Genomic DNA, 23,296 nt, shown 5'->3' on the forward strand with positions numbered 1-23,296 from the left:
CGGGGGTGTCTTCGGGGTAGCCACAGCACCGCGTCGGGATGTACGGCGAAGAACGGGCGCCGGACTTTTTCGCCCGACGCCCGTTGCCCGTGCCGAGCTGCTCAGAGGTAACTCAGCGATACCGTTCTGGTGGTCCGGCCGCCCGTCGGGGTCCGCTCGGTGATCTCGGCCTGCCACGAACCGGTGTACGAGCCGGCGCCGGAGCCCGCACTGGAACGCGGCTCCGCCGTGACCGGCAGGGCCACGAAGATCCCGTTGGACAGCTCGGTGGGCAGCCGTTCGCCGGCGATCTCGTCGACGAGGGTCACCGAGGTCACCTCCGGCCGCGCCCGGCCGGTGAGCATGCTGACCTCCAGCTCGGGGGTGCGCAGGGCGCCCATCACCACCGGGCGCTCCGCGGACGGCGCGGGCGGCCGCACCGCCGCATCCCGCTGCGGCATGGCCCAGAACCCCGGCACCTCGCCCGCGGCCTGGCACAGGCCGATGACGTCACCGGATCGGGCAACAAGCATCCGTCCGTGCTTGCCGAGGTCGAGCGCCAGCGCGGGCTCCCACGAGTCCGGATCGGGGGCGGGGCGGGTGGTGCTCGCGGCGGAGGCGATGCACGCGGACAGTTCCTGCCCGAGCGCGGAGTCCCGGCTCGCCACGAGCGGCCGGTCGGTGACGGTGACGACGGGGGTCGGCGCGGGGCGACGATGCCCGAGCTTGGTCACCCGGCGCCGGTTGATCCCGTTGCTGGTCAAGGACAAGGCGCCGGGTTTGGAGATCGTCGGCAGGACGAACAGGCCGTCGACGGCGGTCGTCCCCTCCCGGTAGTACGACGTCTTCGGGACTCCGTTGTGGACCACGTACTCCTCGGCGGTCGCGTGGACGGTCACGGTGTCGCGGCTCGTGCTGCCCCCGAGGAAACCGAACCGGGAGACGGCGTGGAGGGTGACGGCGTGATCGCTGTCCTTGCCGGAGGTATCGGAGTGGAGCAGGTGCACCTGGGTCTTGGTGGTGTGGCAGAACAGCGGACTGTCGCCCGCGCGGATGGCTGTGACGTCCCCGACGGTCGTCGATTGCCGGAACACAGCGCGCCAACGGGATAGGTCGGCGGGTAGCTCGGTGCGACCGCTCGTGCGCGCGGCCTGCCAACAGCGTTCCAGGTCGACGTCCTTGTCCTTGACCAGCGAGGCGACGGCGCGTTCGTGGCCCTTCGGGGTGTAGTTGGGGTCACCGCCGGGCATCGGCCCCTCGTCGGCCGCCCCGAACAGCAGTGGGGCGCCCACCGCCGTGCCCGCCAGCAGCGTCGCGGTGGCGAACAGGGCGCCGAAGGACATCCGGGAACGGCGCGGTGCGCTCATCCCCTCGTCGAGCTTGGCCCGCATGCTCATGCGCACCTCGAACGGGAGGGCGCGCTTCGGGGGCAGGTCGAAGTCGCTCATCGGGAGGCTCCCTCGGGGAGGACGGCACGCAGTTTCGCTCTGGCGCGGAAGATGCGGGCGCGGACGCTGGACTCGGCGATGCCGAGCGCGGTCGCGGCGTCCGCGAAGGACAGTTCGCCGAGCAGGCACAGCTGCACGGCCTCGCGCTCCCCCCTGGGCAGCATGGCCACGGCGGCCAGCACCTCGCGCAGCCTGCGGTCGTCGTCCACCCGCTCGGCGACGCCCTCGGCGTGGTCGCGCACGTCGCCCGGCTCGGGCAGCCGGTCCACCGCGCGCCGGAAGCGCCGCAGTCTGCGGGACTCCGTCCTGGCCAGGTTGCCCGCCACGGTGAACAGCCAGGGCAGCGCGCTCTCGGAGACCAGCACCAGCTCCGCGCACTTGCGCCAGGCGGTCAGGAACGTGTTCGAGGCCAGGTCCTCGGCGGTGGCCCACGAGCCGGTCAGCCGGTAGGCGTGGTTCCACACGGCCTCGGCGTGCCGTTCGAACAGCTCACCGAAGGCGTCGCGGTCGCCGTTGGCGGCGCGCAGCCACAGCTCGCGGTCACCCGGGGGTTCGGTCACCAGCACGCTCCGTCCCGTCACCGCGAACAGCCTCGTCGCAGTCGTCATACCGGGGAGTGGCCGCTCCGCCCACCGCCGTTGCGTCTGGTTCGGCTTCGTAGACTGAGAGGACCCGATTCTTGCGAGGAGCCCCGTGACCGTTCAGCCCGTCCGCCTGTTCGGCGATCCCGTCCTGCGCACCAGGGCCGCCGAGGTGGTGGACTTCGACAAGGAGCTGCGCGGTCTCGTGCGGGACCTCTGGGACACCATGGAGGCCCAGGGCGGCGCGGGGATCGCCGCTCCGCAGATCGGGGTGAGCCTTCGGGTGTTCACCTACCACTGCGACGGCTTCGCCGGGCACCTGATCAACCCCACCTTCGACGTGATCGGCGACGAGGAGCAGGACGGCCCGGAGGGCTGCCTGTCCATCCCGGGGATGAGCTGGGACTGCCGCAGGCACCTGCACGTGGTGGCCAAGGGCTGGAACATGCACGGCGAACCGATCGAGGTCGAGGGCAGCGACCTGCTGGCCAGGTGCATCCAGCACGAGACCGACCACCTCGACGGCGTGCTCTTCGTCGACCGGCTGGACGCCGAGACCAGGAAGCGGGCGCTGCGCGAGATCCGTTCCGCGGAGTGGTTCGATGGGGCGGTGCCCGTGATCAAGGAGAGCCCGCACCCGTTCTTCGGCCAGGGAGGTGCGCGATGAGGCTGGTCTTCGCCGGGACCCCCGAGGTCGCGCTGCCCGCGCTGCGGGCGCTGATCGACTCGCCTCGGCACGAGGTCGTCGCCGTGGTGACCCGCCCCGACGCGCCCGCCGGGCGCGGCAAGAAGGTGCGCCGTTCCCCGGTGGGCGCGCTCGCCGACGAGCACGGCATCGAGGTGCTGACCCCGGCCAAGGCCGGTGACCCGGACTTCCTGGCCCGGCTGACCGAGCTGGAACCGGACTGCTGCCCTGTGGTGGCCTACGGCGCGCTGTTGCCGCAGCGGTCCCTGGACATCCCCAAGCACGGGTGGGTCAACCTGCACTTCTCGCTGCTGCCCGCGTGGCGCGGCGCGGCGCCGGTGCAGGCCGCGGTGCGGCACGGTGACGAGATCACCGGCGCGAGCACCTTCCGCATCGTGCGGGAACTGGACGCCGGACCGGTTTTCGGCGTGGTGACGGAGAAGGTGCGCGAGCGCGACACCGCGGGCGAGCTGCTGGAGCGCCTGTCGGTCTCCGGCGCCGAGCTGCTTTTGTCCACTATGGACGGTATTGAGGACGGCACGCTGGTGGCCGTCGACCAGCCCGCCGAAGGCGTCAGCCTGGCGCCGAAGGTCACCGTCGACGACGCGCGGGTGGACTTCACCGCCCCCGCCGTCGCGGTCGACCGCCTGGTGCGCGGGGTGACCCCGGAGCCCGGCGCCTGGACGCTGTTCCGGGGGGAACGGCTCAAGCTGGCCCCGGTGCTGCCGGTCTCCGGGGAGGACGCGACCGGCCTCGCGCCGGGTGAGCTGCGGGTGGAGAAGCGGCGGGTGCTCGTCGGCACCGCGACGACCGCGGTGCAGCTCGGCGAGGTGCAGGCGCAGGGCAAGAAGAGGATGGCCGCCACCGACTGGGCCCGCGGCAGCCGCATCGAAGCTGGAGAACGACTCGGATGACTTTCAACCAGCCACGCAGGCGGGGCGGCTCACGGAACTCGGGACCGCCGCGCGGTCGCTCCGAGGCGCCGCGGCGCCCGCCCGAGCTGGACCCGGCGCGGGTGGCCGCGCTGGAGACGCTGCGGGCGGTGCGCGAACGCGACGCCTACGCCAACCTGGTGCTGCCGAAGCTGTTGCGGGAGCGCAGGATCACCGGCCGGGACGCGGCGTTGGCCACCGAGCTGGGCTACGGCACCAGCAGGGCGCAGGGCCTGCTCGACGCGGTGCTCGCGGCCTGCGCCGACCGTCCTCTGTCCGAAGTGGACGGACGGGTGCTCGACGTGCTTCGGCTGGGCGCGTACCAGTTGCTGCGCACCAGGATTCCCGCACACGCCGCCGTCGCGTCCAGTGTGGACATGGTTCGGGTTGAGGCCGGTGGCGGTGCGGGTGGTTTCGCCAACGCCGTGCTGCGCAAGGTGGCCCAGCAGAACGAGCAGCAGTGGGTCGAGCAGCTGGCACCGCCCGCCGACACCGACCCGATCGGCAACCTCGCGCTGCGCACCGCGCACCCGAAGTGGATCGCGCAGTCCTTCGCCGACGCGCTCGGCGGCGCCCGAGGGGAGCTGGCCGACGCCCTCGCCGCGGACGACGCGCGGCCCGGCGTGCACCTGCTCGCCCGGCCCGGCGAGATCAGCGCGGACGAGCTGGCCGCGATCACCGGCGGCGAGCCCGCCCCGTACTCGCCCTACGGCGTGCACCTGGACGCGGGCGACCCCGGTGAGCTGGAGCCGGTCCGCCAGCACCTGGCCGCCGTGCAGGACGAGGGCAGCCAGCTGGTCGCGATCGCGCTCAGCCGCGTCCCGGTCACCGGGTCCGACCAGCGCTGGCTCGACCTGTGCGCGGGCCCCGGCGGCAAGGCGAACCTGCTCGGCTCCCTGGTGGCGATCCAGGGCGGCACCCTCGACGCCGTCGAACAGGCCGAGCACCGCGCGAAGCTGGTCCGCCAGGCCACCGAGGGCCTTCCGGTCACGGTGCACGTCGGCGACGGCCGCGACCCCGAGCTGCCGGAGGGCGCCTTCGACCGCGTGCTGGTGGACGCCCCGTGCACCGGCCTCGGCGCGCTCCGCAGGCGCCCGGAAGCGCGCTGGCGCCGCAAGCCCGAGGACGTCGGCGGGCTGACCAAGATCCAGCGCGAACTGCTGCGCTCGGCGTTCCGGCTGGTCCGGCCGGGCGGCGTGGTCGGCTACGTCGTCTGCTCCCCGCACCTGTCCGAGACCGTGGGCATCTCCGTCGACGCCGCGCGCCGCGCCGACTTCGAGGTGCTGGACGCGCGGGAGTACTTCCCCGGCGTGCCCGAGCTGGGCGACGGCCCGTACGTGCAGCTGTGGCCGCACCGGCACGGCACCGACGCGATGTTCTGTGCTCTGTTCCGCCGCCCGGAGCAGTAGCAGCGCTGTTTTCGAGCGCTACTCGTGACCACACCGTCACCTATCAATAGGTAAGGGGATGAACAAGCTGGTGCCGTTCCCGCTCGCGGTCTTCGCCACGGACGCGGAGTGCGCCGACTGGCTGCGTGACCGCCTGGCTCAACGCGAACAGGGGTCTGTGTAGGGCAGCTGGGGAACGGTTTCCCGCCACAGTTCGGGGGTGAGCACACCACGGGTCTGCGCGCACACCCGGTCGGCCACCCGCCCCGCGTCCAGGGTCCACAGCCGTGCCGAGCCGTCCGAGCTGGTCGTGGCCAGGCTCCGTCCGTCGGGGCTGAAGATGACCGACCAGATCAGGTCGTGGTGCCCGGTGAAGGTCAGCCGGTCCCCGGTGTCGAGGTTCCAGATCCGGACGACGTGGTCGGAGCCGGAGGCGGCGAGGCGGCGGCCGTCCGGGCTGAACGCCACCCCGGTGGTGGTCTCGCCGTGCCGGGTCAGCACCGGGCCCGGCCGGGGGTGGAGGCGGTCGGTGATGTCCCACAGCCGGATCGTCCGGTCGCTGGCCGAGGTCGCCAGCGACCGGCCGTCCGGGCTGAACGCCCCCGTCCACACGGGCCCCGTGTGCTCGGTGAGCGGCTGACCGAGCTGTTTCGGAGCGGCGGGGTTCGCCATGTCCCACAGCCGCACGGTCCGATCCGGGCCACTGGTGACCAGGGTCCCGCCCCGCGGGTCGAAGTCAGCCCACACCGCGCCTTCGTGGACGCCGCCGAGGGAGCGCGGGCGCAGCGGGTCGGTGGTGTCCCACAGCCGCACGTCCTTGCCGTAGACCGCGGTGGCCATCGTGCGTCCGTCCGGGCTGAACGCGACCTTCCACGCAGTCTCGCCCCCGCCGACGTCCAGTTGTGCGGCGAGCCTGGCGTTCGCGGGGTCGCTCACGTCCCAGAACACCACCCTGCGGTCGTCCCCGGAGGTGGCGAGCAAGCGGCTGCCCGGGACGAAGGCGGCCGACCGGACGACGCCGGTGTGGCCGGTGAGCGGTTGGCCCAAAGCTTTGGGGTGCAACGGATCCCGCGCGTCCCACAGGCGAACCGTCAGGTCCTCGCCCGCGGTGGCGAGCACGTAGTCGGACGAGCGGATGGCCGCGGCGTGCACGCTGGCCGTGTGGCCGGTGAGCAGTCCGGGCGGCTGGGCCCAGAACCGCAGCGCGGCGTCCTCGCCCCCGGTCACCAGGACGTTCCCCGCCGCCCGGGTGACCACGGCGTACACCACGCCACTGCTGCCGGAGAGCACCTCCCCGCGCGGCCGCAGCGGAGCGCTGATGTCCCATCGGCGCAGCACTTTGTCGGTGCTGGCGGTGATCAGGTGCCCGCCGTCCTCGCTGAACGCCACGGACATCACCGCGCTGGCGTGGCCGGTCAGCGGCTGCCCGATCTCGCGCTGGTCGCGGGTGCTCCACAGGCGCACCGACTCGTCGTCGCTCCCGGTCGCGAGGGTCGCTGAGTCCGCGCTGAACGCGACCGACCACAACCGGCCCGTGTGCCCGATCAGCGGCTTGCCGACAGGGGCTGCGGACGCGACGTCCCACAGGCGCGCGGTGTGGTCGGAACTCGCGGTCACCAGCATCGTGCCGTCCGGGCTGATGGCCACCGCCCGGACCACCTCGGAGTGGCCCTTCAGCTCGCGGGAAACGGGGACCGGCGCCGTCAGATCCCAGATCCTCGTGCTGTCCCCGCCGCTCACCAGCGTCTTGCCGTCGGGGGAGAGCGCGACCGAGCTGACCGTGCTGGTGTGCGCGACAAGGGGCTGCCCGATGGGACGCGGGCGGGCAGGCTCCGAGACGTCCCACAGGCGCACCTTCCCGTCCGAGCCGCCGGTCGCGAGCAGTCGACCGTCCTGGCTGAGGGCCGCTGCCATGACGGCGTCGCCGTGCCCGGTCAGCGGTTCGCCGATGGGGCTGCGGGTGACGGGGTCCCAGAGCCGGACCGTCTCGTCCTCGCTCGCCGACGCGACGAGCCTGCCGTCCCCGCTGGCCGTGACGGCCCTGATCGCTCCCCGGTGACCGTCCAGCCTGGTGGTGAACAAGGCGTGCTGAGCGGAGATCGTTCGCGCGTAGGCGTTCTGGTCCTCCGGGCGCAGTGCGGCGGCCGCCAGGTTGAGCCGGGCCGCCAGCGAGGGGTCGGTGCCGGCGACCCGTTCGACGGCCGACACCAGGTGGGCGTACCGGGCCTCGTCGCGTTGCCGGACAACGACCACAGTGGACAGTGCGGCGATGAGCGCGAACACGAGGACGACCGCGACGCCGCTCCTGCGAGCCCACCGCACCCGCCGGTCCTGCCGCTCCGACCGGGCCAGGAACGCCCGGGTCGCCTCCCCGGAGTCCGCCGAGACCCAGCCCCGCACGGTGGCCAGCCGGGCGCCGCGGTAGAGCAGGGACGGGTCGTGCCCGGCGCGGGCCCACGCCTCGGCGTCCTCGTCCACCCGTTGCCGGGCAAGGATCGCCTCGCGGTCCTCGTCGAGCCAGTTCCGCAGCCGCGGCCACGCCCGCAGCAGGGCTTCGTGGGTGATCTCCACCGACCCCGCGTCCAGCGTCACCAGCCGGGACGCGGCCAGGATCTCCAGCGCCGCCGCCGCTGCCTCGGAGCCGGCGAGGTCGTCCCGGGTGGTGCGCCTGCGGGTGTCCTTGCCGTCCTTGTCGATGCGGACGAGCCGCAGCAGCATCGCCCGCGCCGCCCTCCTGCCCGGCTCGTCCAGCCGCGACCACACCCGTTCCGCGGTGGCCGCGACCGCGCCGTGGATGCCGCCGGTCGCCCGGTACCCGGCGATGGTGAGGCGGTTGCCCTGGCGGCGCTTCCAGGTTCCGAGCAGCGCGTGGGACAGGAGCGGGAGCGCTCCGGCGTCGGTGCCGAGATCGCGCTGGAGCACTTCGACGAGGCCGGGTTCCAGGTGCAGCCCGACGGCCTTGGCGGGTGCCGTGATCGCTTCCCTGAGCTGCCTCTGCGCCATCGGCCCGAGGACGAGCTGCCGATCCTGCAAGGCCTCCACGAGCTCGGGGTGGGCCAGGCAGTGGCCGTAGAAGTCGGCGCGGACCCCGATGACGACGACGGCGCGCTCGCTGGTCTCCCGCAGCCGCGCGACGAAGTCCTGCCGCGCGTCCTGGTCGGCGGTGAGGGTGAACAGCTCCTCGAACTGGTCCACGATGAGCACCGGCGCTTCGGCCAATTCGAGTTCCGCGCCGGGAGTCACGTATTCGACGTCATCACCGAGAAGCGGCATCAGCCCGGCTTTGAGAAGCGAGGACTTGCCCGCCCCGGACGCGCCGACCACCATCACGGTCCCGCCGGTTTCGCGCGCGGCCTCCACCATGCGGAAAAGGTCCTGGGTGACCTGTTCCCGTCCGAAGTACCAATCCGAGTCCTCTCGCCGAAAAGGCGCGAGCCCCCGATAAGGGCAGACGTTGACGTCCGGCTCGGCGAGTGCGGTACCGGAGGCCGCCACCTCCCACAGCGAACGCCAGGAATTCAGGTCGTACAAACCGGGAATGCGGGGCGTCGGCCGCTGCTTCCGGGCTTCCCCGATCAGGATCTCCAGCACCGCCGCGAACCCGGGGAACCGCGCGGGGACGCTGCGGCCGCGCCGCCAGTCGCTGATCCGCTGGACGCTGACGCGCACGGGCCGCCCGTCCTGGTCGACCCTCCGGGCCCTGGCGATCGTCTCCGCGACCCGCTTGAGCGGCGGGTCGCCCGCCTCGGCGTACAGCAGCGTGAACCGCTCCATGAACGCCCCGCGGGGGTCACCGCTGCCCATGACGCGACCCTAACGGCCCCGGTTCCGGACCGGAAAGCCGAGCCACACCCGGTGAACTGCTGTTTTGCCAACCCCTTCGGAACTCGGGCTTTCCGGAGTCCGGTGCGGCGGCCAACCTTGTCCCGGACGCGCTCCCCGGAACTCTGGGGGAGAACACGGGGAGTGCGTCAGGCAGCGGCCGCTGCGGGGTCTTGGGGGTCTGGGGGAAAGGGGCCCCGCAGCGGCTCACGGGGTCACGAGCAGTGACTCCAACGCGGGACGCAACGGCGCGGTGATCTCCACGGGTCGCCGCGCCTTGCGGTCCACGAAGACGTGGACGAAGTGGCCTTCGGCCAGCAGATCGTCATGCCGGTAGAGCCCCAGTTCGTAGCGCACGCTCGACCGGCCGAGACGGCCCACCCGCATGCCCACCGCGATCGTTTCCGGGAATGCCGCGGGTGCTTTGTAGGAACAGTGCGACTCCACGCACAGGCCGATCATGTCGCCGTTGTGGATGTCCAGCCCGCCGCTCTCGATGAGCCAGGTGTTGATCGCGGTGTCCATGAAGGAGTAGTAGGCCGCGTTGTTCACGTGGCCGTAGATGTCGTTGTCCTTCCATCGCGTCGGCACGTCCTGCCAGTGGACATAGCTCACGCTTTCCCCTTTTCTACGTGGTTTTGTGCCGCGCGTAATGCTGCCGCGCTTTCGCTCTGTTGCCGCAACGGGCCATCGAGCACCACTGGCGGTTCCTGGCCGGAGAGCGGTCCACGAAGCGCAGCCCGCAGGTGTCCGAGGCGCAGATCCGGATCGCCGACGGCTCCAGGAGCAGCTTGATCGCGTCCGCCGCCGCCGCGCCCAGCGCCGAGGCCACCGGCTCCTCGGGAGCGGGAACGTGGGCGACCGGCTCGCGCCGCGGGGTCAGGCGCAGCTGGAGCGGTGGCTGGTGGTGCCGCGCCGCCCACGCGTTGAGCGCGTCGACGTCGGCTTCGTCCAGCTGCCCTCGGAGCACCCGGTCGATCGTCTCCCGCAGTTCCCGCGCGGCGCGGAGGTAGGGCAGCGCCTGCGCCGCGGTGACGTCGGCGAGTTCGGCCAGCCGCAGCCACTCCGCGAGCGCGTCGGCCTCGTCCAGCAGCTCCCGGGCGCCGGTCTTGCGGTCGCGCAGCGTGTTCACCAGGTCGACGCTCGCCCGCCCGCCGTCCCAGATCCAGTCCCGCATGGCCATCGTCCCTCCTTGTCCGGAGAGTGTGCCGCACGCTACCGTCTCTAACCATCTTAGACAGTTAGGAGGCGGTCATGGGTGAGGTCGCGCTGGTGAACGGGCTGCGGATGCACTACCGACGCGCGGGGGAGGGGTCGCCCGTGGTGCTGCTGCACGGGTGGCCGCAGACGGGTCACTGCTGGCGGTTCCTGATGCCGGAGCTGGCCCGCGAGCACACCGTCATCGCGCCTGACCTGCGTGGATACGGCCTGACGGACAAGGCGAGGACCGGCTACGATAAGCGCACGATGGCCTCCGACGTTTCAGTGCTGATTGAAACTCTGGGCTTCGAGCGCGCGACCGTGGTGGGCCACGACCGGGGTGCGCGCGTCGCCCACCGCTGGGCGCTGGACCGCCCGGACCAGGTGGAACGGCTCGTGGTGATGGACGTGGTGCCGATGCGGGCGATGTGGCAGCGGATGGACGCCAAGTTCGGCGCGGCCTACTGGCACATGCTCTTCCACCTCCAGCCCGACCTGCCGGAGCGCTTGGTGGGCAACGACGTCGCCGGCTACCTCGGGTACTTCTTCGAGAAGTGGACGGTGAACCGCCACGGCCTCGAACCCGGAGCCATCGCCGAGTACGTCCGCGCGTTCTCCGCCCCCGGAGCGCTGCGCTCGGGCTTCGACGACTACCGCGCCTCGATCTCCGACGACGCCTCGCTCGACGACGCCGACTTCGAGGCGGGCCGCCGCCTGGAGATGCCGGTGCTGGCGTTGTGGGGCGGGGCGGGCCTGCTCAACTCGCTGCCCGCGCTGGACATCTGGCGCGAGTACGCCAACGACGTCCGCGGCCGGGCTATCCCGGAGTGCGGCCACTTCCTGCCCGAGGAGCGCCCCGCGGAGGTGCTCGCGGAACTGCGCGCGTTCCTGGCCGAGTAGCGGAAACGGTCGAACCCAGTGGTGATCACGCAGCGTGGCCCGGGCACACTCCCGGTCGGGCAAGCGGCGAGAGGGGCGCGCGTGAACGAGGGGACGGGCCTGCGGCGGGAGCTGTCAGGTCGTCAGGTGGGCATGATCGCCCTCGGCGGGGCGATCGGCACCGGGCTGTTCCTCGGCTCCGGACTGGCGATCTCGCTGGCCGGGCCCGCCGTGGTGGTGGTCTACGCCGTCGCCGCGGTGGTCGCGCTGGCCCTCGCCTACGCGCTGGCGGAGATGACCGCCGTGCACCCGGAGGCGGGCGGTTTCGGGGCGATCTCGCACCGCTACCTCGGGCCGCTCGCCGGGTTCGTGCAGCGCTGGCTCTACATCGTCGCGCAGGTGGTCAACATCGGCAGCGAGGTCGTCGCCGCCGGGCTCTACGTCCAGTTCTGGTGGCCGGACGTGCCGCTGTGGGCGCCCGTCGTCGGGTTCTCCGTGCTGATCCTGACCGTGAACACGCTCTCGGTCCGCTTCTTCGGCGAGTTTGAGTACTGGTTCGCGATGATCAAGGTCGCGACCATCGTGGTGTTCATCGGGATCGGGGTGTACTTCCTGCTCTTCGGCTTCGCCGGGCACCCGTCGCCCGGCCTGTCCGCGGTCACCGGCCACGGCGGGTTCCTGCCGAACGGGCTCGGCGCCGCGTGGCTGGCGCTGAGCGTGGTGACCTTCAGCTACATGGGCACCGAGGCGGTCACGCTCACCGCCGCCGAGTCGCGCGACCCCGAGCGCGACGTGCCCAGGGCCGCGCGGAGCATGGTGCTGCGGCTCGGCCTGTTCTACGTGCTGGGCACGGCGGTCCTGGTGCTGGTCGTGCCGTGGACGGAGGCGGCGGGCACCGAGGGCATCACGCAGAGCCCGTTCGTCCGGTTGTTCGAGTACGCGGGCATTCCCGCCGCGGCCGGGGTGATGAACTTCGTCGTGCTGACCGCGGCCCTGTCCGCGATGAACACCAACCTCTACCTCAGCTCGCGGATGGCGCACTCGCTGGCGATCGTCGGGCACGCCCCGCGCTCGCTGCTGAAGATCAGCTCGCGCGGTGTGCCGACGCGCTCGCTCGCGGTGTGCGCCCTCGGCCTGGTCCTGGCCGTGCTGGCCTCGGTGTTCTCGCCGCAGCAGGCCTTCCCGCTGCTGATCGGCGCCGCGCTGTTCAGCGGGCTCATGGCGTGGATCATCATCTTCGCCACGCACGTCGCGTTCCGCCGGGCCAGGGACCGCGAGGGGGCTCCGCCGTCGCCGATCCGGCTGCCCGGCGCCCCGGCGACCTCCGTGCTCGCCGCGGTCATGCTCGTCGCGGTCCTGGTCACCACGGGCTTCACCGACCAGTTCTTCGTGGCGTGGCTGGCCGGGCCGCCGTTCCTGGTGCTGCTCGTGCTGGCGTACCTGCCGGTGCGCCGCCGGGCCGCCGCGCGCGCGGCCGAACCCGCCACCTAGACTGCTGTTCCGTGGCTCGTCAGGCGCTGATCGCCCCCTCCATCCTGTCCGCGGACTTCGCCCGTCTCGCCGAGGAGGCCGCCGCCGTCGGCGGTCCCGACGGCGCCGACTGGCTGCACGTCGACGTCATGGACGCGCACTTCGTGCCGAACCTGACGCTCGGCCTGCCGGTGGTGAAGTCGCTGCGCAAGGCGACCGAGATCCCGCTGGACTGCCACCTCATGATCGAGGATCCGGACCGGTGGGCGGTCGGCTACGCCGAGGCGGGCGCCTACAACGTGACCGTGCACGCCGAGGCGGCCGGGGATCCGGTGAAGATCGCCAAGGACCTGCGGGCCGCGGGTGCCAAGGCGGGCCTGTCGGTCAAGCCCGGAACTCCGCTGGAGTCCTATGTGGACGTCCTGAAGCACTACGACACCCTGCTGGTGATGTCGGTGGAGCCGGGCTTCGGCGGGCAGTCGTTCATGCCTGAGGTGCTGGACAAGGTGCGCACCGCGCGGCGGCTGGTCGACACCGGGCACCTGAAGCTCGTCGTGGAGATCGACGGCGGGATCAACGCCGACACCATCGAGCAGGCCGCGGAGGCGGGGGTGGACTGCTTCGTCGCGGGATCGGCGGTCTACGACGGCAAGGACCCCGGCAAGGCCGTGCGCGCCCTGCGCCGCCAGGTGCTCGACTCGGCGCGCTGATGTCCTCGGTGTCCAAGCCCGGCCCCGCGAGCGGGTCTTCGGCGCTCGAACTCGCGATGCGGTCGGCGATCGCCGTCAGCGAGGGTGTCCGGGGCCTGACCAGCCCCAACCCACCCGTCGGCTGCATGATCGTCGATGCCCGCGGCAAGCCCGTCGGCTTCGGTGGCACCTCCCCGCCCGGTCAGGCGCACGCCGAGGTCGTGGCACTGCGGATGGCCGGCACGGCCGCGAGGGGCGGCACTGCCTTCGTCACCCTGGAGCCCTGCGCGCACCACGGCCGTACCCCGCCGTGCGCCGACGCGTTGCTGGAAGCCGGGATCGCCCAGGTCTACTACGCGGTCGACGATCCCTTCCCGGCCGCGGCCGGTGGGGCGCAGCGGCTGCGCGATGCGGGCGTGACCGTCCACTCGGGACTGCTCGCCGAGGAGGTCAGGACCGGGCCGCTGCGCGCCTGGCTGCACTACGCGCGCACCGGGCGGCCGCACGTCACCTGGAAGTTCGCGTCCACTGTGGACGGACGGATCTCCGCGGAGGACGGGACCAGCCGGTGGATCAGCTCGCCGGAGTCGCGGGCCGAGGTGCACGCGCTGCGCCTCAAGGTCGACGCGGTGATCGTCGGAACCGGGACGGTCCTCGCCGACGACCCCCAGCTGACCACCCGTCCGCCCGCCAACGAGCCGGCGATGCGGCAGCCGCTGCGCGTCGTGGTCGGCGAACGCGACATCCCCGTGGGCGCCCGGGTGCTCGACGACGCGGCGGAGACGGTGCACCTGCGCACCAGGGACCCGCACCAGGTGCTCGCCACCCTCGCCGAGCGCGGTGTGGTCGACGTGCTGCTGGAGGGCGGTTCGCGGCTCGCGGGCGCGTTCTGGGAATCAGGTCTCATCGACCGCGCGTTGGTGTACATGGCGCCGATGCTGCTCGGAGCGGGTACCCCGGTGCTGGACGGGATCGGCGTCGGCACCATCGGCGACGCACTGCCGCTGGCGTTCGAGAGCGCCACCATGATCGGCCCGGACGTGCGCATCAGCGCCGTCCCGGCGAGGGATTAGGAGACGACGTTGTTCACCGGAATCGTCGAGGAACTGGGCACGATCACCGCTGTCGAGCACAGCGCGCACATGGCGCGCCTCACGGTGCACGGGCCGCTGGTGACCTCCGACGCCAAGCACGGCGACTCGATCGCGGTGAACGGGGTGTGCCTGACCGTCGTCGAGGTGGCCGAGGGCTCCTTCACCGTCGACGTGGTGCACGAGACGCTGCAGCGCTCCAGCCTGGCCAAGGCCGAGGCGGGCCAGGCCGTCAACCTCGAACGCGCCGTCGCCGCTGGTCAGCGCCTCGGCGGGCACATCATGCAGGGGCACGTCGACGGCACCGGCACGCTGCTCTCCCGGGACGGGACGGGGCTGACCCGGTTCGCCATGCCGCCCAACCTGGCCCGTTACGTGGTGGAGAAGGGCTCGATCGCGGTGGACGGCGTCTCGCTGACCGTGGTCGACGCGGGCACCGACGAGTTCAGCATCGCGTTGATCCCGACCACCCTGGAGCTGACCACCCTCGGCCGCCGCGAGCCCGGCGACGTGGTGAACCTGGAGGTCGACGTGGTCGCCAAGTACGTCGAGCGGCTCGCCACGCCGCACCTGGCCAAGTGACGAACGCCGCGCCGGTGGATACCGCTGAGTGGGGGACAATGGGCGGCACTGAGCAAGGAGGCCCGGTGACCACTTTCGACCCCATCGAGCGGGCGTTGGCCGACATCGCGGCGGGCCGTCCCGTTGTCGTCGTGGACGATGAGGACCGGGAGAACGAGGGTGACCTCATCTTCGCCGCCGAGAAGGCCACGCCGGAGCTGATCGCGTTCACCGTCCGCTACACCTCCGGCTACATCTGCGTGCCGCTGACCGGTGAGGACTGCGACCGGCTCGACCTGCCGCCGATGTACCACTCCAACCAGGACGTGCGCGGCACCGCCTACACGGTGACCGTGGACGCCAAGGAGGGCGTGAGCACCGGCATCTCGGCCGCCGACCGCGCGCACACGATCCGGCTGCTGGCCGACGAGAACGCCGTCGCCGGTGACTTCAACCGCCCCGGGCACGTGGTTCCCCTGCGCGCCAAGGACGGCGGTGTGCTCCGGCGGCCCGGGCACACCGAGGCCGCGGTGGACCTGGCGCGGATGGCCGGGCTGCGTCCCGTCGGCGTGCTGTGCGAGATCGTGAGCCAGAAGAACGAGGGCGAGATGGCGCGCCAGGACGAGCTGCGCGTCTTCGCCGCCGAGCACGACCTCGCGCTGATCAGCATCGCCGACCTGATCGCCTACCGGCGCCGGTCGGAGAAGCAGGTGGTGCGCGTCGCCGAGGCCAGGATGCCCACGGTGCACGGGGTTTTCCGCGCCTACGGCTACGACAGCCTGATCGACGGCATCGAGCACGTCGCCCTCGTCTACGGCGAGATCGGCGACGGCCGGGACGTGCTGGTGCGCGTGCACTCGGAGTGCCTGACCGGGGACGCGTTCGGTTCGCTGCGCTGCGACTGCGGACCGCAGCTGGACGCGGCGCTGGCCATGGTCGCCGCCGAGGGGCGCGGCGTGGTGCTCTACATGCGCGGGCACGAGGGCCGGGGCATCGGCCTCATGCACAAGCTGCAGGCCTACCAGCTGCAGGACGCGGGCGCGGACACCGTGGACGCCAACCTGGCGCAGGGGCTGCCCGCCGACGCGCGGGACTACGGCACCGGCGCGCAGATCCTGGTCGACCTGGGTATTCACAGCATGCGGCTGCTCACCAACAACCCGGCGAAGCGCGTCGGGCTCGAAGGCTACGGGCTGAGCGTCAGCGGACGGGTTCCGCTCCCGGTGCGCCCGAACCCGGAGAACGTCGACTACCTGCGCACCAAGCGGGATCGGATGGGACACGAGTTGCACGATCTGGACATGACGTGACCGCCGGCGTACTCATCTCAGCGGAGGCGAAATAATGGCTGGTGAAGGACGGCCGGAGCAGGTCGTGCCGGACGCGTCGGGGCTTCGCCTCGGCATCGCGGCGACCACCTGGCACGCGGAGATCACCGGCAGCCTGCTGGAGCGCGCCGTCGAGGCCGCGGCCAAGGCGGGGATCGCGTCGCCGACGGTGGTCCGGGTGGCGGGTGCGGTCGAGCTTCCCGTTGTCTGCCAACAACTCGCGCGCACCCACGACGCCGTCGTGGCGCTGGGCGTGGTGATCCGCGGTGGCACCCCGCACTTCGAGTACGTGTGCGACGCGGTGACGGCCGGGCTGACCCGGGTGGCGCTCGACGAGTCCACTCCGGTCGGCAACGGCGTGCTCACCTGCGACACGGTCGAGCAGGCGGTCGCCCGATCCGGGCAGCCGGACTCGGTGGAGGACAAGGGTTTCGAGGCGTGCGTCGCGGCGCTGGACACCGCGCTGACGCTGCGCGCGCTGAGGGAGGACTAGGTCGTGTCAGAGCTGGTGATCCGGCCGCGCAAGGTCCGGCGGGTGGCCCCCGTGCTGGCCGTCGCGCTGGTCGCGGTCTTCGTCGTGGTGGGCGTGCTGCTGGGGAACACCCCGACCGGCGCGTACTTCCGGGTGGCCGACCAGATCGCCATGGCGGGCATCGGCGTCGCGCTCGCCGCCGCCGCGCTGATGTTCACCCGGCCCCGGCTGCGCGCCGACGCCGAGGGGGTCGAGGTGCGCAACATCGTTGTGACGCACCGGTTCCCGTGGGCTCTGGTGCGCGAGGTGAACTTCCCGGACGGCTCCGCGTGGGCGCGGCTGGAGCTGCCGGACGACGAGTACGTGTCGGTGATGGCGATCCAGTCCACCGACTCCCGGCACGCCGTCGACGCCATGCGCAAGCTGCGCGCGATGCACGCGGAGTACACGCAGTGAGCGTCCGGCTCGGCGACATCGTTCTGCGCAACCGGCTCGTGACCTCGTCGAGCCTGCTGGGCTACGGCGTGTCCAACTCCTCGCTCGTGCCCTACGGGATGAGCCCCATCTCGAAGTTCGTGCCACTGGAGCGCTTCGGCGCGGTCACCGCGCGGACCGTCACCGTCGAGCCGCGCGAGGGGCACTTCACCACCCGCGACGTGTGGCCGTTGCGCGAGCTGCCCGCGTTGCTGAAGCGCTACGGCACGGTGCTTCGGCAGACCGACACCGGCTGGCTCAACGCCTTCGGCTGGTGCAACGTCGGCATCGACGCCTACCTCCGCGACTACTTCCCGCGCACCCGCGGGCAGCGCACGATCATCTCGCTCGGCGGGTTCTCCGCCGAGGAGTTCGTCACGCTGGTGGACAAGGTCAACGCCGCCGTCCCCGCGGGCGAGATCGCCGCCGTCGAGTTCAACGTGTCCTGCCACAACGTGAACTTCGACTTCAACAAGATCATCGGCGCGGTGCTGGCGGAGGCCGTTCCGCGCAGCAACCACCCGGTGATCCTCAAGCTGTCGCCGGACTACGACTACCTCGGGCACGCGAAGCTGGCGGCCGAGCACGGGGTCTCCGGGCTCACCGCGATCAACACCGTGAAGGGCCTGCGGCTGGACCCGAAGACCGGAAAGCCGTGGCTGGCCAACCGCTACGGCGGGATCTCCGGGCGGGCCATCAAGCCGATCGGCCTGCGCGTGGTGTCCGAGCTGCGCGAGGCCGGGGTGAGGTTGCCGATCATCGCCACCGGCGGCATCCGCACCTTCGACGACTGCCGGGAGTACTTCTGGGCGGGTGCGGACGCGGTCAGCCTGGGCAGCGCGTCGTGGTTCGCCAGCTACCCCGGCTACGCCCTCTCACCCCTGCACGCACTGCGCATCCGCGGCCTGCTCAACAAGATCGAGAAGTACACCCCGCCGTCGCGCTGACCGGCGTCAGTACTCGTCGCGGTGGCGCAGCCACTGCATGGTGGGGGTCTGCGGCCAGCCCTCGGGGGAGTCCTCCCACGTCTCCTGCCTGCCGTACGGGGTCAGGTCGAGCAGGTTGAAGTCGAGCCGGAGGCGGTCGACGCCGCGGCCGGAGGTGTAGTAGCTGCGGAAGATCTCGTCGCCGTCGCGGAAGAAGACGCTCAGGCCGAAGCCCCCGCCCAGGTCGAGGTCGTCGTAGAAGGTGCTGCCGTACGCGGAGTACCAGGGCGTGGTCCAGCCGAAGCGCTTCCGCACCGGGGCGATCTGCGCCTGGGACGCGGGGGACATCAGGGCCAGCGTGGTGTCGCGGGCGTTGAGGTGCGACTGGTCGGCGAGGTTGTCGGTGAACGACGAGCAGCCGTCGCAGACGTGGTCGCTGCCCGGGTGCAGCATGAAGTGGTAGACGACCAGCTGCCGGCGACCGCCGAACAGGTCGGCGAAGTCCACGACGGCGCCGTCCGGCGCGGTGAACCGGTAGCCGCGGTCGAGGCGCACCACCGGCAGCCTCCGCCGTTGCGCGGCGAGCGCGTCGAGGGCGCGGGTGTGCTCCTTCTCCTTGACCAGCAGCGCTTCGCGGGCGGCGCGCCACTCCTGGACCGGGACCACGGCGGGACGGCTCATCTCGACCTCCAAGTTCCTTGAGGGAACTCACTGTAGCGCAGAGCGTTCCTTCAGGGAACTATGATGGTGCGGTGCAGCGGACCCGGTTCGGCGACATGGCGTGTTCGATCGCGCGCACCCTCGACGTGATCGGGGAGCCGTGGTCGCCGTTGATCCTGCGCGACGTCTACGCGGGCATGACCAGGTTCGAGCGGATCCAGCAGGACCTCGGCATCTCCCGCAAGGTGCTGACCGAGCGGCTGAAGTGGCTGGTGGAGCAGGGGGTGCTGGAGCGGCGCGAGTACTCCAGCCGCCCGCCGCGGTTCGAGTACGTGCTGACCGGGAAGGGCGCCGAGCTGTGCGACCTGCTCACGGTGATGGTGCGCTGGGGTGATCGGTGGACCGCGGGCGAGGACGGGCCGCCGGTGCTCTACCGGCACCGCGCGTGCGGCGGGATCGCCCACGTCGAACCGCGCTGCTCGGCCTGCGGCGAGCCGATGCACGCCACCGACATCGACCTACTCCCGGGGCCGGGCCTCAACCGATAGCTTGGGGCGCATGGAGATCCAACTCGGCGAGCTCACCTTCGACGTCCTCGCCTCCGGGCCGGAGTCCGCTGAGCCAGTGCTGTTGCTGCACGGCTTCCCGCAGACCGCGCACAGCTGGCACCGGGTCGTCGCGCTGCTCAACGCGGCCGGGCTGCGCACGTACGCGCCCAACCAGCGCGGATACTCGCCGGGCGCGCGGCCCGAGGAGGTCGCCGACTACGCGGTGCCGAACCTGGTCCGCGACGTGGTCGGGATCGCGGACGCGCTCGGGCTGGACTCCTTCCACCTCGTCGGGCACGACTGGGGTGCCGCGGTCGCGTGGTCGACGGCGATCGCGCACCCGGAGCGCGTGCGGACGCTGACCGCGGTGTCCGTGCCGCACCCCGCCGCCTTCGCATGGGCCCGCGCCAACGATCCGGACCAGGTCAAGCGCTCGGAGTACATCAACCTGTTCCGCATGCCCGGCAGGGCGGAGGAGGTGTTGCTGGCCAACGACGCCGAGTCGTTGCGCAAGGTCTTCGGCACGGCGTTGCCGGTGGAGGACACCGAGATCCACGTGCGCGCGATGTCCGAGCCGGGCGCGCTCACCGCCGCGCTGAACTGGTACCGGGCCGCCGCGCTCAGCGAGGGTGCAGCGCCGCCCGCGCGGGTGCCGACGACGCACATCTGGAGCACCGCGGACGTGGCCCTCGGCGAGACCGGCGCGCGCAAGTGCGCGGAGTTCGTCGACGCGCCCTACGAGCTGCGCGTGCTGGACGGGGTCAGCCACTGGATCCCGGACGAGGCGCCCGAGGCCGTCGCGCACGCGGTTCTGTCCCGTATGGCGGGAACGAGCGCGGGTTGAGACGCAACTCTCGTCACCCGCCGTTATGCGTCGCTCCAACGAAGGACAAAACAGATTAGTTCGATACGCGAGTGGTCCTATCCGACCGTCAGGACCGGGCCAAGCGATTTCAAGTTGTTGGGGACAAAGGGCCGTGGTTGTGCGGCAAGCGAGCGGGCGGGTACAGCCGGGCGCATGTGGCCACGATCGGTGGGGTAGCACCATTATCGCAGCTCAGGGGCCAGTTTTCACCCGATAGAGTTAGGGTATTAAAGTCTGTGGGCGCCGTTCGTCGACTGCCATCGCGCGTCTGACGAACTGTTTACCCCGCGTTGATTCTTCTCCATCTTCTCCTTCTACGGTGGGAGGACTCTGCGGTATACCAAGTGCGATCGCTGCTGAGCGGAGGTTGAGATCATCGAAGTGCGCGTGCTCGGCCAGTTCGAGGTCCTGCGCGGTGGTGTCGCCATCACGCCGACCCCGCCGAAGATGCGTCAGGTCTTCGCCCTCCTCGCGGTCAACGCCAACAGCGTGGTCCGGACCGAGTCCTTCATGGAGGAGCTGTGGGGACCTCGGCCGCCGTCCAAGGCGAACACCACGCTGCAGACCTACGTCTCGCACCTGCGCAAGATCCTGGCCAGCTCCGAGCGGGCGGAGCTGGCCGACTCGGTGCTGCGCACGCACCGCGTGGGCTACTCGCTCGACCTGCCGTCGGAGTCCCTTGACGTGCAGCACTTCGCCGAGCTGGCCCAGCGCGGGCGGGCCGAGCTGGAGAGCGGGATGTACGAGAACGCGGCCGACTCGCTGCGCTCGGCGCTCGCGGTGTGGCGCGGCTCCGCGCTCAGCGACGTGCAGCCGGGCCCGGTGCTCAAGACGCACATCGCCCGGCTGGAGGAGAGCCGCAGCAGCGTCACCGAGCAGCGCATGGAGGTGGACCTGCTGCTCGGGCGGCACCACCAGCTGATCGCCGAGCTGAGCACGCTGGTCCGGCAGTACCCGACGCACGAGGGCCTGCACGGCAAGCTGATGCTCGCGCTGCACCGCGCGGGCCGCCGTTCCGAGGCGCTGCGGGTGTTCCAGACCATCCGCTCCACCCTGGTAGCCAAGCTCGGCATCGAGCCGGGTCCCGAACTGCAGAAGCTGCACCGTTCGCTGCTGGCGGGCGGGGCGGACCACACCACCGAGTCCACCGCGAGCGGGCTGACCGTGCTCCGCGAGGGCGGACGGGAGGCCGCGTGGGGCGAACCGCCCGCGCAGCTCCCGCCGGACCTGCCCGCCTTCATCGGCCGGACCGACGAGCTGGCCAAGGTGGAGGCGCTGATGCTGCGCCCGCCGTCCTCGGCGCCGCCCGTGGTGTCGGTGACCGGGCCGCCCGGCTCCGGCAAGTCGGCGTTCTGCATCCACGCCGCGAACCGGGTGCGGGCGCGGTTCTCCCAGGGCCAGCTCTACGCGGACCTGGCGACCACCGAGCCCGCCGAGGTGCTCGCGGGCTTCCTGCGCGCGCTGCGCGGCCCGCACATCCCGCTGCCCGCGACGCTGGAGGAGCGCAGCCAGCTCTTCCGCAGCTGGACGGCGCAGCGCAAGCTGCTCGTGGTGCTGGACAACGCCACCAGCGCGGCCCAGGTCGCGCCGCTCGTGCCGACCGGCCAGCGCTGCGCGGTGATCGTCAGCTGCCGTCGCAGACTGCACTGGCGCAGCGTCGGGCTGATGCTCGACCTGCCGCCGCTGACCCCGGCCGAGAGCACCGACCTGCTGGTCTCGGTGATCGGCCAGCCCAGGGCGAGCCGGGACGACGCTGCCGCGGCCGCGCTGCTGCGGCTGTGCGGCGGGTTGCCGCTGGCCATCCTGGCCGCCGCGACCCGGCTGGCGCTGCGCCCGCACTGGTCGGTCGCCCGGCTGGTGGAGCGGCTGGCCGCGGAGGACCAGCGCTTGCGCGAGCTGACCACCGGCAAGCTGGACGTGCGCGCGAGCGTGGAGGCCAGCGTCGCCGAGCTGGACGCCGATGCCCGCGCCGCGTTCCTCGCGCTCGCCCCGCACGCCAAGGAGCCGTTACCGCTGGAGGACGCGGCGAAGCTGCTCAACCTCGACGAGTACCACGCGGAGTCGGTGCTGGAGCGGCTGGTGGAGTTCCACCTGGCGATCCCGGAGACCGGCGGCGCCGCGGACTTCGCCGGCTGGTTCCGCTACCGCTTCCCCCCGCTGCTCCGGCTGACCGCGCAAGCCATGGCGGAGACGGTCCGCACGCCCTAGGTGTTCTGTCCTGAGAGGTTGGGAACGCGGCTGGCGGGTGGGTGGCCTGCGAGTGCGGTGTGGCCGCGGTGGTGGTTGTAGGTGTGCAGCCACTGGGGCAGGGATGCTCGTCGTTCGGTCTCGGAGCGGTAGGGGCGGGCGTAGGCCCATTCGTCGAGCAGGGTGCGGTTGAAGCGCTCGACTTTGCCGTTGGTCTGTGGCCGGTAGGGGCGGGTGCGTGTGTGGGTGATCCCGGCGGCGGTGAGGGCCTGGCGCCAGTCACGGGAGCGGTAACAGGAGCCGTTGTCGGTGAGCACGCGCTGCACGGTGATCCCGTGTGTGGCGAAGAACGCCTGCGCTCGTGCCCAGAACGCGACGGCGGCATGCTTGCTTTCGTCGGACAGGATCTCGGTGTAGGCCAGCCGGGAGTGATCGTCGACGGCGTTGTGCAGGTAGCTGTAGCCGATCTTGGGTTTGCCGTGCGGGTACCGGGCTGTCGTGGTGACTTTCTTGTGCTGGTTGCCGGTGGAGCGGTCCATCACGCGGTGACCGCCTCCGTCGGGGATGTTGCCCAGTTTCTTGATGTCGACGTGGACCAGCTCACCCGGTTCGTCGCGTTCGTAGCGACGGACCGGCACACCGCGGGCCCGGTCCAGATGAGCCAGCCGCGCCATGCCGAAGCGGGTCAGTACCCGGTGCACCGTGGAGGGATTCAACCGCAGGTGATAGGCGATCCGCGCCGGTCCCCACCGTCGTGCCAGCCGGACCTTGACGATTCGGCGCTCGGTCCGGGACGGGGTGCGTCGTGGGCTGGTTCGGGGACGCGACGAGCGATCGGCCATGCCCGGCTCGCCCTCGTTCCGGTAACGGCCAGCCCATCGTTGCGCCGTGCTCACCGACACCTGAAAGCGTTGTGCCGCTTGACGAAGCGGCCACTCGTCCTCCACGACACACCGGGCCAGCCGCAGCCTTCCGGTCTCCGACAGCGGAGCATTACGGTGGGACACGAGGGCCTCCGTTCGGCTCGGTGCAGACGTCGCAATCCACACCGAACCCGGAGGCCCTCCCTCATTCCAACATCATCGGACTACGTGTCGGACCGTTCGCAACC

Annotated in this window: 22 protein-coding genes; 15 read left to right on the top strand and 7 right to left on the bottom strand. The window is 71.6% G+C overall.

Annotation, left to right across the window (positions count from 1 at the left end; translation table 11 throughout):
- Positions 1 to 101: 101 nt before the first annotated feature.
- Both BLT28_RS38825 and BLT28_RS38830 read right to left on the bottom strand, forming a co-directional pair.
- Positions 102 to 1,427, bottom strand: coding sequence for a hypothetical protein (locus tag BLT28_RS38825; protein ID WP_030430031.1), 1,326 nt, complete (start codon positions 1,425 to 1,427; stop codon positions 102 to 104).
- Positions 1,424 to 2,035, bottom strand: a complete 612-nt coding sequence (locus tag BLT28_RS38830) for an RNA polymerase sigma factor (RefSeq protein WP_081900354.1) — start codon at positions 2,033 to 2,035, stop codon at positions 1,424 to 1,426. The genes BLT28_RS38825 and BLT28_RS38830 overlap by 4 nt, the downstream gene beginning before the upstream one ends.
- Before the next feature lie 85 nt (positions 2,036 to 2,120).
- Here BLT28_RS38830 and def point away from each other — a divergent pair, with 85 nt between their 5' ends.
- The 3 genes from def to BLT28_RS38845 are packed head-to-tail and all read left to right on the top strand — an operon-like array spanning position 2,121 to position 5,034.
- Positions 2,121 to 2,675 carry a peptide deformylase gene (def, locus tag BLT28_RS38835; RefSeq protein WP_030430029.1) on the top strand — a complete coding sequence of 185 codons (555 nt, stop codon included), beginning with the start codon at positions 2,121 to 2,123 and terminating at the stop codon, positions 2,673 to 2,675.
- The gene (fmt, locus tag BLT28_RS38840) at positions 2,672 to 3,607 is read left to right on the top strand and encodes a methionyl-tRNA formyltransferase (RefSeq protein WP_030430028.1); all 936 of its coding nucleotides are present in this window, start codon (positions 2,672 to 2,674) and stop codon (positions 3,605 to 3,607) included. The genes def and fmt overlap by 4 nt, the downstream gene beginning before the upstream one ends.
- Entirely contained in the window at positions 3,604 to 5,034 is a 1,431-nt protein-coding gene (locus tag BLT28_RS38845) for an RsmB/NOP family class I SAM-dependent RNA methyltransferase (RefSeq protein WP_030430027.1), read from the top strand. The genes fmt and BLT28_RS38845 overlap by 4 nt, the downstream gene beginning before the upstream one ends.
- Positions 5,035 to 5,172: 138 nt before the next feature.
- Here the strand turns inward: BLT28_RS38845 and BLT28_RS38850 are convergent, their stop codons facing one another.
- The 3 genes from BLT28_RS38850 to BLT28_RS38860 form a co-directional block, all read right to left on the bottom strand.
- Complete coding sequence (locus tag BLT28_RS38850; RefSeq protein ID WP_030430026.1) at positions 5,173 to 8,817, bottom strand: nSTAND1 domain-containing NTPase; 3,645 nt, start codon at positions 8,815 to 8,817, stop codon at positions 5,173 to 5,175.
- A 225-nt stretch (positions 8,818 to 9,042) separates the two neighbouring features.
- On the bottom strand, positions 9,043 to 9,450 hold the full coding sequence (locus BLT28_RS38855) for an acyl-CoA thioesterase (protein WP_030430025.1): 408 nt from the start codon (positions 9,448 to 9,450) through the stop codon (positions 9,043 to 9,045).
- Positions 9,451 to 9,463: 13 nt separating this feature from the next.
- The gene (locus BLT28_RS38860; RefSeq protein WP_030430024.1) at positions 9,464 to 10,018 is read right to left on the bottom strand and encodes a CGNR zinc finger domain-containing protein; all 555 of its coding nucleotides are present in this window, start codon (positions 10,016 to 10,018) and stop codon (positions 9,464 to 9,466) included.
- A gap of 71 nt (positions 10,019 to 10,089) precedes the next feature.
- On the opposite strand from BLT28_RS38860, the gene BLT28_RS38865 reads away from it, so the two are divergent.
- From BLT28_RS38865 to BLT28_RS38905, 9 genes are all read left to right on the top strand, one after another.
- Positions 10,090 to 10,935: an alpha/beta fold hydrolase gene (locus BLT28_RS38865; protein WP_030430023.1), complete on the top strand. Its 846-nt coding sequence runs from the start codon at positions 10,090 to 10,092 to the stop codon at positions 10,933 to 10,935.
- 81 nt (positions 10,936 to 11,016) lie between these two features.
- Positions 11,017 to 12,405, top strand: a complete 1,389-nt coding sequence (locus BLT28_RS38870) for an amino acid permease (protein ID WP_030430022.1) — start codon at positions 11,017 to 11,019, stop codon at positions 12,403 to 12,405.
- A gap of 11 nt (positions 12,406 to 12,416) precedes the next feature.
- The gene (rpe, locus tag BLT28_RS38875; RefSeq protein ID WP_030430021.1) at positions 12,417 to 13,094 is read left to right on the top strand and encodes a ribulose-phosphate 3-epimerase; all 678 of its coding nucleotides are present in this window, start codon (positions 12,417 to 12,419) and stop codon (positions 13,092 to 13,094) included.
- Positions 13,094 to 14,146: a bifunctional diaminohydroxyphosphoribosylaminopyrimidine deaminase/5-amino-6-(5-phosphoribosylamino)uracil reductase RibD gene (gene ribD, locus BLT28_RS38880; protein WP_052407400.1), complete on the top strand. Its 1,053-nt coding sequence runs from the start codon at positions 13,094 to 13,096 to the stop codon at positions 14,144 to 14,146. The genes rpe and ribD overlap by 1 nt, the downstream gene beginning before the upstream one ends.
- 9 nt (positions 14,147 to 14,155) lie before the next feature.
- Positions 14,156 to 14,746 (top strand): riboflavin synthase, encoded by a 591-nt coding sequence (locus BLT28_RS38885; protein WP_030430019.1) that lies wholly within the window; start codon positions 14,156 to 14,158, stop codon positions 14,744 to 14,746.
- Positions 14,747 to 14,784: 38 nt separating this feature from the next.
- Positions 14,785 to 16,035 carry a bifunctional 3,4-dihydroxy-2-butanone-4-phosphate synthase/GTP cyclohydrolase II gene (locus BLT28_RS38890; RefSeq protein WP_052407399.1) on the top strand — a complete coding sequence of 417 codons (1,251 nt, stop codon included), beginning with the start codon at positions 14,785 to 14,787 and terminating at the stop codon, positions 16,033 to 16,035.
- Between the two features lie 34 nt (positions 16,036 to 16,069).
- Positions 16,070 to 16,546, top strand: a complete 477-nt coding sequence (ribH, locus tag BLT28_RS38895) for a 6,7-dimethyl-8-ribityllumazine synthase (protein ID WP_030430017.1) — start codon at positions 16,070 to 16,072, stop codon at positions 16,544 to 16,546.
- Between the two features lie 3 nt (positions 16,547 to 16,549).
- Positions 16,550 to 16,981 carry a PH domain-containing protein gene (locus BLT28_RS38900; protein ID WP_030430016.1) on the top strand — a complete coding sequence of 144 codons (432 nt, stop codon included), beginning with the start codon at positions 16,550 to 16,552 and terminating at the stop codon, positions 16,979 to 16,981.
- Complete coding sequence (locus BLT28_RS38905) at positions 16,978 to 17,946, top strand: beta/alpha barrel domain-containing protein (protein WP_052407398.1); 969 nt, start codon at positions 16,978 to 16,980, stop codon at positions 17,944 to 17,946. Before BLT28_RS38900 ends, BLT28_RS38905 begins: the two co-directional genes overlap by 4 nt.
- A gap of 6 nt (positions 17,947 to 17,952) precedes the next feature.
- On the opposite strand, the gene BLT28_RS38910 is transcribed toward BLT28_RS38905, so the two are convergent.
- Entirely contained in the window at positions 17,953 to 18,606 is a 654-nt protein-coding gene (locus tag BLT28_RS38910; protein WP_030430014.1) for a DUF899 domain-containing protein, read from the bottom strand.
- 71 nt (positions 18,607 to 18,677) lie between these two features.
- Between BLT28_RS38910 and BLT28_RS38915 the strand changes: the two genes are divergently transcribed.
- The 3 genes from BLT28_RS38915 to BLT28_RS38925 all read left to right on the top strand — a co-directional run bounded on the left by BLT28_RS38915 (position 18,678) and on the right by BLT28_RS38925 (position 22,206).
- Positions 18,678 to 19,133 carry a winged helix-turn-helix transcriptional regulator gene (locus tag BLT28_RS38915; protein ID WP_030430013.1) on the top strand — a complete coding sequence of 152 codons (456 nt, stop codon included), beginning with the start codon at positions 18,678 to 18,680 and terminating at the stop codon, positions 19,131 to 19,133.
- Between the two features lie 10 nt (positions 19,134 to 19,143).
- Positions 19,144 to 19,977, top strand: a complete 834-nt coding sequence (locus BLT28_RS38920) for an alpha/beta fold hydrolase (protein ID WP_030430012.1) — start codon at positions 19,144 to 19,146, stop codon at positions 19,975 to 19,977.
- A gap of 402 nt (positions 19,978 to 20,379) precedes the next feature.
- The gene (locus BLT28_RS38925) at positions 20,380 to 22,206 is read left to right on the top strand and encodes an AfsR/SARP family transcriptional regulator (protein WP_052407397.1); all 1,827 of its coding nucleotides are present in this window, start codon (positions 20,380 to 20,382) and stop codon (positions 22,204 to 22,206) included.
- On the opposite strand, the gene BLT28_RS38930 is transcribed toward BLT28_RS38925, so the two are convergent.
- On the bottom strand, positions 22,203 to 23,192 hold the full coding sequence (locus tag BLT28_RS38930) for an IS481 family transposase (protein ID WP_052408308.1): 990 nt from the start codon (positions 23,190 to 23,192) through the stop codon (positions 22,203 to 22,205). The two genes, BLT28_RS38925 and BLT28_RS38930, sit on opposite strands and share 4 nt — an antisense overlap.
- Positions 23,193 to 23,296 lie beyond the last annotated feature (104 nt).

Source organism: Allokutzneria albata (assembly GCF_900103775.1).
Taxonomy (GTDB): Bacteria; Actinomycetota; Actinomycetes; order Mycobacteriales; family Pseudonocardiaceae; genus Allokutzneria; species Allokutzneria albata.